Source organism: Polaromonas sp. (assembly GCF_030682935.1).
Taxonomy (GTDB): Bacteria; Pseudomonadota; Gammaproteobacteria; order Burkholderiales; family Burkholderiaceae_C; genus Polaromonas.
In genome coordinates this window covers 1-10,497 of sequence record NZ_JAUXNA010000271.1, presented here as the reverse complement: position 1 = coordinate 10,497, position 10,497 = coordinate 1, and the positions used below count along the sequence as shown (strand labels likewise).

At 63.4% G+C, this 10,497-nt stretch carries 11 protein-coding genes; all 11 read left to right on the top strand.

The features are described 5' to 3' along the window. A partial coding sequence (locus Q8K05_RS12385; RefSeq protein WP_305246899.1) for an Lrp/AsnC ligand binding domain-containing protein occupies positions 1–216 on the top strand: 216 nt, incomplete at its 5' end. A 244-nt stretch (positions 217–460) separates the two neighbouring features. Then, positions 461–1,216, top strand: a complete 756-nt coding sequence (locus Q8K05_RS12380) for a GNAT family N-acetyltransferase (protein ID WP_305246898.1) — start codon at positions 461–463, stop codon at positions 1,214–1,216. 66 nt (positions 1,217–1,282) lie between these two features. Beyond that, complete coding sequence (locus Q8K05_RS12375) at positions 1,283–2,137, top strand: HlyC/CorC family transporter (RefSeq protein WP_305246897.1); 855 nt, start codon at positions 1,283–1,285, stop codon at positions 2,135–2,137. 30 nt (positions 2,138–2,167) lie between these two features. Continuing rightward, positions 2,168–3,745, top strand: a complete 1,578-nt coding sequence (lnt, locus tag Q8K05_RS12370) for an apolipoprotein N-acyltransferase (RefSeq protein ID WP_305246900.1) — start codon at positions 2,168–2,170, stop codon at positions 3,743–3,745. A 113-nt stretch (positions 3,746–3,858) separates the two neighbouring features. Further along, positions 3,859–4,773, top strand: coding sequence for a glycine--tRNA ligase subunit alpha (glyQ, locus tag Q8K05_RS12365; protein WP_305246896.1), 915 nt, complete (start codon positions 3,859–3,861; stop codon positions 4,771–4,773). Positions 4,774–4,775: 2 nt separating this feature from the next. Continuing rightward, a complete protein-coding gene (gene glyS, locus Q8K05_RS12360; RefSeq protein WP_305246895.1) occupies positions 4,776–6,917 on the top strand; it encodes a glycine--tRNA ligase subunit beta in 2,142 nt (713 codons plus the stop codon). An 18-nt stretch (positions 6,918–6,935) separates the two neighbouring features. After that, positions 6,936–7,625: a hypothetical protein gene (locus tag Q8K05_RS12355; protein WP_305246894.1), complete on the top strand. Its 690-nt coding sequence runs from the start codon at positions 6,936–6,938 to the stop codon at positions 7,623–7,625. 11 nt (positions 7,626–7,636) lie between these two features. Further along, on the top strand, positions 7,637–8,215 hold the full coding sequence (gene gmhB / locus Q8K05_RS12350; RefSeq protein ID WP_305246893.1) for a D-glycero-beta-D-manno-heptose 1,7-bisphosphate 7-phosphatase: 579 nt from the start codon (positions 7,637–7,639) through the stop codon (positions 8,213–8,215). A 111-nt stretch (positions 8,216–8,326) separates the two neighbouring features. Next, positions 8,327–9,112 (top strand): 1-acyl-sn-glycerol-3-phosphate acyltransferase, encoded by a 786-nt coding sequence (locus tag Q8K05_RS12345; RefSeq protein WP_305246892.1) that lies wholly within the window; start codon positions 8,327–8,329, stop codon positions 9,110–9,112. A 37-nt stretch (positions 9,113–9,149) separates the two neighbouring features. Continuing rightward, positions 9,150–10,133 (top strand): M48 family metallopeptidase, encoded by a 984-nt coding sequence (locus Q8K05_RS12340; RefSeq protein WP_305246891.1) that lies wholly within the window; start codon positions 9,150–9,152, stop codon positions 10,131–10,133. A gap of 103 nt (positions 10,134–10,236) precedes the next feature. Further along, the coding region (locus Q8K05_RS12335) for a response regulator (protein ID WP_305246890.1) at positions 10,237–10,497 on the top strand (261 nt) is incomplete at its 3' end.

The following is a 10,497-nucleotide window of genomic DNA, read 5'->3' as shown; positions in this document are numbered from 1 at the left end:
GACCTGTTTCGCGCCAGTGTGCAGACCTGGCCCGAGGTGGTGGAATGTGCGGCGCTGACCGGCGAGATGGATTACCTGCTACGTGTGGTCGTGGCCGACATGGGCCACTACAGCCGCTTCATCATGGACACGCTGCTCAAGCACCCCAGCGTGCAGGACTGCAAAACCAGTTTTGTGCTGGACCGTGTCAAGGCGACCACAGCGGTGCCTGTATAGCGCCTGACTGGCCAGCGCCATGCGAGGGTACGCGCGCTTGCAAAAAAAACGGTATGACTGCTTGTTGTTGCGCTGCAACAATTAAAATGCGGAAAAGCGTATTTTTGCTATTTAAGTTATAGCTGTGATGTCACGTACTCATTGGGCTAAATGCATTTTTGTCATTATTTTTAGGGCTTTTCCTTGTACTTGTTGCGCAGCTGCTTAGGGCTTGCATTCTAGGGAAAACCCTTATATTGAAGCCATGGTTACACCGAGTCCCTTCCTCAAGGCCGCCCTGGACGCGGGCAGGGCGTTTTTCCGCCCGCCTGCAGCCCCTGCAGCGCCGGCCCCGCAGGCGGCGCTGCAGGGGCCGGCCGTGTCGCGCCGCGCCACGGTCCGGGTGCCGATTCGCTCCATCGGGCCGCGGCACGGCGAGCGCATCAGCGCGCACCTGCTGGCCCTGGGCCCCCAGGACCGCTATCTGCGCTTTGGCTATGCAGCCAATGACGAGCAGATTCGCCGTTATGTGGACGGCCTCGATTTTGAGCGTGACGAGATTTTCGGCATCTTCAACCGCAAACTGCAGCTGATCGCGATGGCGCATCTGGCGCTCTCGACGGATCCCGAGCTCAAGAGTTGCGCCGAGTTTGGGGTTTCCGTGCTGGCCCATGCGCGCGGCCGAGGCTACGGCGCGCGCCTGTTCGAGCGTGCCGAAGTGCACGCCCGCAACGAAGGCGTCGACATGATGTTCATTCACGCGCTGAGCGAAAACACGGCCATGCTCAACATCGCGCGCAAGGCCGGCGCCAAAATAGAGCGCGACGGCTCGGAGAGCGAGGCCTACCTCAAGCTGCCGCCGGCCGACCTGGACTCGCGCATGACCGAGCTGCTCGAAGAGCAACTCGCCCAGAACGATTACCGCCTGAAAGTTCAGGCCAAGCAGTTCTGGGACTGGCTGGCCCTGGTGCAGGAAGTACGGCGCGGCGTGCGCGACAGCCGGCATCGCATTCAGCGTTAGCGCGCGTCTGGCGCGTCAGAAATATCAGTTATCCTAGACGGCTGTATCACTACCGAGCACCCTTACGTGTCCGACATTCCCCCCAGTCGATCTTCGAAACATGAAGACAAACGCGGCTTTTTGCAAAAGCTCGCTGAAATGCTCCACCCCGGCCCTGACTCCAAAGACGAGCTGATCGGCACCCTGGTGGAGGCGCAAGACAACGAGGTCATTGACGCCCAGAGCCGCGAAATGCTCGAAGGCGTGATCCGCATGGCGGACATGACGGCCGGTGACGTGATGGTGGCTGCGCCGCGCATGGACTGCCTCAACATCAATGCGCCCTTTGACGAGCTGCTGCACCTGGTGATCGATACCGCCCACTCGCGCTTTCCGGTGTACGAGGGCGAAAAGGAAAACATCCTGGGCCTGCTGATGGCCAAGGACCTGCTCAAACTGCAGCGTGCACCCGAGCTCAACATCAAGGCCCTGCTGCGTCCCGCCATGTTTGTGCCTGAAAGCAAGGGGCTGAACGATTTGCTGCGCGACTTTCGCAGCAACCACAGCCATCTGGCCGTCGTCATCGACGAATTTGGCCGCGTGGCAGGCCTGGTCACGATTGAAGACGTGCTGGAGCAAATCGTCGGCGAAATTGAGGACGAATTTGACATCGCCGAGGACGAGGGCGATATCTTTGGCCTCAGCGACCACACCTACCGCGTCAGTGGCGACACCTCGATTGAGCGTGTCAATGAAGCCTTTGGCGTGCTGCTGCCCGAAACCGACTTTGAAACCATTGGCGGACTGGTGGCCCACGAGATGGGCCATGTGCCCAAGCGCGGCGAACACTACGCGCTGGCCGGCCTGCAGTTCACCGTGCTGCACACCAAAGGCGGTGCCGTGCGCTGGTTCAAGGTCTCGCCTGTTGCGGTCAGCGCCTGAGCCGCTGTGAACGCGATCTTGCTGGCGCCTATCTGCCACACGCTGCCGCGCCAGCGTCTCTCGCTGTTCCAGGTTGCTATTGTTTTAATAGCTGGTGGTGCCCATGCGGCCAGCATTGCATGGCCTTTTTCTTTTGTTTTTACGCAGGGCCAGCCGGTGTGGTGGCTGCAAGTGCTGGCGCTGCTGGTGCTGGTCGGCCAACTCGACGGCTGCCGCTCAGGCAGGCGCGCCGCCTGGCTGGGCGGGCTGTTTGCCACGGCGATGCTGTGCGGCACCTTTTGGTGGCTGTTCATTTCCATGCATACCTACGGCGGCCTGGCCGCGCCGCTCACGGTGCTGGCCATCGTGGTGCTGGCGGCTTTTCTGGCGCTCTACTACGCGGCCGCCGGGGCCCTGTTTGTGCGGCTGGCACCGGCCGGGCGGGCGCCGCGTGCGCTTGTTTTTGCAGCGCTCTGGCTGCTGGCCGAGCTGGCGCGGGTCAAGCTGTTCACCGGTTTTCCGTGGGGCGAAGGCGGCTACGCCCATGTCGATGGCTGGGCCAGGCCGCTGGCGGCCTGGGTGGGCGTGCACGGGCTGAGCTTTCTGGCCGCTTTGGTCGCGGCCTGGCTGGCGATGTCCTTGCGTGCGTCCCGAGCGGGTTGGCTGAGCGCGCTCGGCATGGCGGTGTTCAGCGTGGCACTGGCGCTGTTGCCGGTCGCGGGCCCTGTGGTTGGCGCCGTATCTGGGCCGGCCCCGGGCAGGCTGTCGGTGACGCTGCTGCAGGGTAATATTCCGCAGGATGAAAAATTCCAGGACGGCACTGGCGTGGCCACTGCCTTGCGCTGGTACGGCGAGCAGCTGCGGGACGCTACAACCGCGCTGGTGGTCGCGCCCGAAACCGCCATTCCGCTGCTGCCGCAGCAACTGCCGGACGGTTACTGGCAGGCGCTGCAGTCGCGTTTTGCCACGGGACAGCAGGCCGCGCTGATTGGCCTGCCGCTGGGCAGTTTCGAGGCGGGCTACGCCAACTCGGTGCTGGGCCTGAAACCGGACGCCTCGGGGCAGTCTGCGTCTTACCGCTATGACAAATACCACCTGGTGCCGTTTGGCGAGTTCATTCCGACCGGCTTCCGGTGGTTTACCGAATTGATGAATATTCCGCTGGGCGACTTCAACCGCGGCGCGGTGGGTCAGCCGTCATTTGACTGGCAGGGCCAGCGGCTGGCGCCCAATATTTGCTATGAAGACCTGTTTGGCGAGGAACTGGGCGCGCGTTTTATCGATGCGGCGCTCGCGCCCACGGTCTTTGTCAACCTCCGCAACATCGGCTGGTTTGGCAACACCGTCGCCATTGACCAGCATCTGCACATCTCGCGCATGCGGGCGCTGGAATTCAGTCGCCCCATGATTCGCGCCACCAACACGGGCGCCACCGTCATCATTGACCACCAGGGCCAGGTCACGCATGCCTTGCCACGCCACACGCGCGGCGCGCTGGTCGGCGAGGTCGAGGGGCAGAGCGGCATCACACCCTTCGCCTGGTGGTCGGCGCGCTTCGGCTTGTGGCCGCTGTGGGCGCTGGGCCTGGTCATTGTGGGGTTGGCGCTTGTATTCCGGCGTAGTCGCTGAGCCTATCGCCCGTTAACGCCGCGTAAAATGAAGAATCTTGCGACGCCGCCTCGGGCGTCGCAGCCCCCCGGTGCTTGAGAAGTTGCATCGCGCTACTGACCACAACTATTCCTATGCTCACTTTCCAGCAAATTATCCTGAAGCTGCAGTCCTATTGGGCTGACCAGGGCTGCGCCCTGCTGCAACCCTACGACATGGAAGTCGGCGCCGGCACGTCGCACACCGCTACTTTTCTAAGAGCGCTCGGCCCTGAGCCCTGGAAAGCCGCCTACGTGCAGCCGAGCCGCCGCCCGAAAGACGGCCGCTATGGCGAGAACCCCAACCGCCTGCAGCACTACTACCAGTACCAGGTTGTGCTCAAACCGGCGCCCAGCAACATTCTGGAACTGTACCTAGGCAGCCTTGAGGCGCTGGGCTTTGATCTGAAGAAAAACGACATCCGCTTTGTCGAGGACGACTGGGAAAACCCCACACTCGGCGCCTGGGGCCTGGGCTGGGAGGTCTGGCTCAACGGCATGGAGGTGACGCAGTTCACCTACTTCCAGCAAGTCGGCGGCATCGACTGCAAGCCGGCCACCGGTGAAATCACCTACGGCCTGGAGCGCCTGGCCATGTACCTGCAGGGCGTGGACAACGTCTACAACCTGACCTGGACCGAAGGTCTGAGTTATGGCGACGTGTACAAGCAAAACGAGGTCGAGCAATCGACCTACAACTTCGAGCATTCCGATGCCGACTTCCTGTTCACCGCCTTCAACGCGCATGAAAAGCAGTCCAGGCACCTGATTGAGCAGCAGCTCGCCTTGCCCGCCTACGAGCAGGTGCTCAAGGCTGCGCACAGCTTTAATCTGCTGGACGCGCGCGGCGCCATCAGCGTGACCGAGCGCGCCGCCTACATGGGGCGCATCCGCAATGTGTCGCGTCTGGTGGCACAGAGTTATCTGGAAAGCCGCGAGCGTCTGGGCTTCCCCATGGCGCCGCGCGAGTGGGTCGAGCAAATGACCCCCATCAAGAAGAAGGCCGCCTGACAATGACAACGAAAAACCTTCTGGTTGAACTGTTTGTGGAAGAGCTGCCGCCCAAGGCGCTCAAGAAACTCGGCGATGCGTTCGCCCATGTGCTGGCCGACCAGCTCAAGGCCCAGGGCCTGGCCACCGACGAGTCGGTGGTGACGGCTTACGCCTCGCCGCGCCGTCTGGCCGCGCACATCAGCCATGTCTGGCTGAAAGCCGCCGACAAGGCCGTGCAGCAAAAGCTCATGCCGGCATCCGTGGGGCTCGATGCTTCGGGCCACGCCACGCCCGCGCTGATCAAGAAGCTGCAGGCGCTGGGCGCGGACGTGTCCGATCCGCTGGCGGCCGTGGCCGCGCTCAAGCGCGCCATCGACGGCAAGGCCGAGGCGCTGTTCTACGACAGCCTGGTCACGGGCGCCACGCTCGATATGGGCCTGCAAAAGGCGCTCGAAGAAGCGATTGCCAAGCTGCCCATTCCCAAGGTCATGAGCTACCAGCTCGAGACCGACTGCGCGCTGCCCGGCTGGACCAGCGTGAACTTCGTGCGCCCGGCGCATGGCCTGGTCGCGCTGCACGGCAGCACCGTGGTGCCCGTCAAGGCGCTGGGGCTATCGGCAGGCAATAGCACGCGCGGCCACCGTTTTGAAGCGGCCGTGGATCCGGTGCGGATCCGGGACGCCGACAGCTACGCCAGCGTGCTGGCCAAAGACGGCGCGGTGATCGCCTCGTTTGCCGAGCGCAAGGCCGAGATTGCGCGGCAACTCGCGGCAGCAGCTGTCCGCATTGGCGGCGGCGTCAAGGCCATTGAAGACGACGCGCTGCTTGATGAAGTGACCGCGCTGGTCGAGCGCCCCAATGTGCTGGTCTGCGCGTTCGAACAAGAGTTTCTGGAGGTGCCGCAGGAGTGCCTGATCCTCACGATGAAGGCCAACCAGAAGTACTTCCCGCTGCTCGATGCAGAGGGCAAGCTGACCCACCAGTTCCTGGTGGTCAGCAACATCACCCCTTCGGACGCCAGCGCCGTGATTGGCGGCAACGAGCGCGTGATACGCCCGCGCCTGGCTGATGCCAAGTTCTTCTTTGACCAGGATCGCAAGAAGACGCTGGCGTCGCGCGTGGCCGGGCTGGACAAGGTCGTGTACCACAACAAGCTGGGCACGCAGGGCGAGCGTGTTGTCCGCGTCTGTCATATCGCCACTGTAATCGGCAAGAGCCTTGTTCCTTCGGGCGACTCAGGTTTGGCTATCCAGGCTCAGCATGCGGCACAGCTCGCTAAAGCGGATCTTTTAACCGAGATGGTGGGCGAATTCCCCGAGCTGCAAGGCATCATGGGCCGCTATTACGCGCTCAACGACGGCCTGAGTGCCGACGTGGCCGATGCGATTGAAGACCATTACAAGCCGCGCTTTGCCGGTGATGCATTGCCGCGCAACATGACCGGCGTGGTGGTGGCGCTGGCCGTCAAGCTGGAAACGCTGGTCGGCATGTTCGGCATTGGCAATTTGCCTACGGGCGACAAAGACCCGTTTGCACTGCGCCGCCATGCGCTGGGTGTGATCCGGATGCTGGTCGAAAAAGACTTGCCACTGGACTTGGGCGCGCTGGTGGCCGGTGCGGCGCCGGTATTTGGCGACAAGATCACCGACGCCTCCGTGGCGCTGATCGACTTCATCTACGACCGCCTGGCCGGCAGCCTGCGTGAGCAGGGCTACAGCGCGCAAGAGGTCGAAGCCGTGCTGGCCCTGCGCCCGCAGCGTCTGGGCGATGTGGCCAAGCGCCTGGCCGCCGTGCGCGCCTTCGCCGCGTTGCCCGAAGCCCCGGCCTTGGCCGCCGCCAACAAACGCATCGGCAACATCCTCAAGAAGGCGCAGGAGGTGGACCCGCATGTCAGCGAGGTATTGCTCCAGGAGCCCGCTGAAATCGCCTTGTATGCGGCCATGAAAGCGGTGCTGCCCCAGGTCAACGCGCAGTTTGATGCAGGTGACTACACCGCCTCGCTGCAAATCCTGGCGGCCTTGCGCGTGCCGGTCGATGCGTTTTTTGACAGCGTGATGGTCAACGCCGAAGCGCTGGACCTGCGCCTGAACCGCCAGGGCCTGCTCAAAAGCCTGCACGACGCGATGAACCGCGTGGCCGATCTGTCGCGCCTGGCGGCTTGAGCGCGCCATGACCACGCCATGAGCCGCCCGGCCGCACACCCGCAAACCGGCTGGCGGGCGGGCTGGACATCGCTGCACACCGCCTGGCTGCTGTTTGCGCCGCCTGCGGTGCTGGTCGGTGTGCGCTGGACGCTCCAGCTGTCAACCGACCGCCTGACCGGAGCGCCTGCCTTGCCGCTGTTGCCAGTGTCGGTGCCCTCGGGTTGGCTGGATTTGTTCTGGCCGGCGGCGGTGGTCGTGCTGGTGCTGGTGGCGGGCGGCTTGCTGCTGCATCGCCTGGGCGGGCGCCGCGCCGTGCCGCTGCTGGGCCTGCTCTGGGTGCTGCTCTGGCTGGGCGGCAGTGCGGCCTTGCTGCAGCGGCACCTGAACCAGCAGGGTTTGTTGTTGCACGAGGCGGCCGCGCCCGGCAATGCACCGAGTCCCGGATCGGTCTTGGCACAGGTGCTCTCCAGCCAGTTCAAGCCGCCCAGTTTGCGCAGCATGGGCGGCACGGCGCTGGTGCTGCAGGTGCCTGGTCTGCAGGCGCCGCACCGGCTGCTGCTGGACGAGCCGCAGGCCGCGCAGATAAAGCCCGGCGACACGCTGCTGCTGGCATTTTCGCCCGGCCGCTTTCGGGGGCTGTTTGTGACCAATTGGCGGGTGGCACCGCACATGGCGCCGGCGCAGCCTGTTACCACTTTCCCGGCGGCGCCTGCTGCCCCGCTTTGATAAATCCACCCATGAAACTCATTATTCTTGATCGTGACGGCACCATCAACAGCGACAGTGATGATTTCGTCAAATCCCCCGAAGAATGGCTGCCGCTGCCCGGTTCGCTGGAAGCGATTGCCCGGCTCAACCATGGCGGCTGGCGGGTGGTGATTGCCTCCAACCAGTCGGGCCTGGGGCGGGGCTTGTTTGACGTGGCCGCGCTCAACGCCATCCACGCCAAGATGCACAAGCTGCTGGCCGCTGCCGGCGGGCGGGTCGATGCGGTGTTTTACTGCCCGCACAGCCCCGAGGAAAGCTGCAACTGCCGCAAGCCGCTGCCCGGCCTGTTCGAGCAGATCGGCGCGCGCTTTGGCGTGCAGCTTCTGGGCGTGCCCACCGCCGGCGACTCGCTGCGCGATCTGCAGGCGGGCGCTGCCGCCGGGTGTGAGCCGCATCTGGTGCTTACCGGCAAGTCGGCGCACTACCGCAGCGGAGGGCAACCCGATGGCTTGCCCTCCGGCACCTTGCTGCACGCCGATTTGGCGGCGTTTGCAGATTTCATTCTGGAGCGCGACGCCTCACCGTTGTCGGCGAGTGTTAAAAAATGATAGCAGCTTACGCCCATCTGGTAAGGGCTTGGATACTAAAAGATCATAAAAATTCCTTGATGCAGCTTGTGTCAAGCTGCCCGCCACCTCACCACCACCGGAAAACCTGACATGCCCCTGATTCGCTCCATCCTGCACATGCTGTGGATGATCCTGACCGTGATGCCGTGGGCGCTTTTTGTGGTGGTCGCCTCGCTTTTTGTCAACAGCACCACCATGTACTGGATGTGCGCGCGCTGGCTGAAGCTGGCGGTCGACAGCGGCACTTTCATTCTGGGCATCAAAAACCGGGTCACCGGCATGGAAAATCTGCCGACGGGCGAACTCAGCGCCGCTGTGTTGCTGGTCAAGCACCAGTCGACCTGGGAGACCCTCACCATGCCAGCGATCATGCCGCACCCGCTGGCCTATGTGTTCAAGAAGGAACTGCTCTACATCCCGTTTTTTGGCTGGGCCATGGCGCGCATGGACATGATCCACATCGACCGCAGCCAGGGCACACGGGCTTTCGCCAAGGTGGTCGAGCAGGGCAAGCGGCTGATGAGCCAGGGCACCTGGGTCATCATGTTTCCTGAAGGCACGCGGATTGACCGCGGGCAGGCCGGTGTCTATAAATCGGGCGGCGCGCGGCTGGCCATCAAGGCCGGTGTGCCGGTGATCCCGATTGCCGTGACCTCGGCCAAATGCTGGCCGCGCAAGGCCTTCATCAAAAAGCCGGGCATCGTCGATATTTCGATTGGCAAGCCGATTGACAGCACGGGCCGCAAGCCCGACGAGTTGATGCTGGAAGTCCAGGCCTGGATTGAAGCCGAAATGCACCGGCTCGACCCCGGCGCCTATGTCCCCGCAGATGCGGCCCAACTGCTGGCCGCCGGGGCGCCGTCGCGCCAAGGCTGAGCGCGCCCGACCCGCGGCACCTCGTCAAGCCGCCATGATGCACAGGCTTCTTCAGTTCACGCGGGATCTGTTCGAGCCGGCGCCGGCCGCCCGCGTGGCCCCGCCGGGGCCCGCTGAAAAACTGCCAAAATTAAAGAAAAAAATGCCTGTAGCTCAATCAGGACGGGCTCAAGAGGCTATTGAAAAAATAGCAGAGCAGGCGCCCGCCACGTTTCGTCACCCGCGTGCCACGCGCGAAGCCTTGCTGGGCGGCACGCTGGTGGCCTATGCGTTTCGGCGCAGCGCGCGCCGCAGCATCGGCTTTTCGGTGGGGCCTGAAGGGCTTGCGGTGAGCGCGCCCAAATGGGTGCCGCTCCATGAAATTGACCAGTCGGTACGCGACAAGTCGGGCTGGATTCTGAAAAAACTCCAGCAAACCCGCGAGCGCCACGAGCGGCTGGAGTCCGCGCGCATTGACTGGAAAGATGGCGCGACGTTTCCTTTTCAGGGCGAGCCCTTGCGGCTGGTGATTGAGGCGCACCCGGCGGCTGGCGGCGCGCGAGGCGTCAGCGCAGAACTCAAAACCAGTGCGGCCGGCGCGCTCGCCAACACCGCCACCGGTCTGCCCGAGGGCGCCTGGCCGGCTGAGGTGCAGCGTGCCCTGCATCTGCGCCTGCCTGCCGGCGCCACGCCCGAACAAACCCGCGACGCCGTGCAGGCGTGGCTGATGCGCCAGGCCAGGCAGATTTTTACCGAGCGGCTGGCGCATTTCGCCCCGCAGCTCGGTGTGCAGTGGCGCAAGCTCAGCCTGTCCAGCGCCAGCACACGCTGGGGCAGCGCGAGCACCAATGGTTCTATCCGGCTGAACTGGCGTCTGTTGCACTTCAAGCCTGCGGTGATGGACTATGTGGTGGTTCACGAGCTAAGCCATTTGCGGGTGATGGATCACAGCCCGCGCTTTTGGGACACCGTGCGCACCGTGGTGCCCAACTACACCGAATTGCGCGGCCAGCTCAAGGACGAGGGGATTCCCCGCTGGTGAACGGCATGAAGCAAAAAGTAGTACAACGACATGCAAATTGATAATATGATGGAAGTAAAAAAGACCATCAGGAAACTGATGACTGAAATTTAGGAGAGGCCCCATGAGCGACAAGCTGATACTCGTAGTTGAAGACAATCCCGACCATCTGGAGTTGACCGTGCTGACGCTTGAGGAGCACGGGGTAATGGCCGAGATCGCCGTGGCCCGCGATGGTGCGCAGGCGCTGGACTATCTGTTCGGACGGGGCAGCCATGCCGGCCGCGACACACAAAGGCAGCCGTCTTTTATTTTGCTGGACATGAAGTTGCCCAAGCTGTCGGGTCTGGATGTGCTGCGCAGCGTGCGCGCCAATCCGCTGACG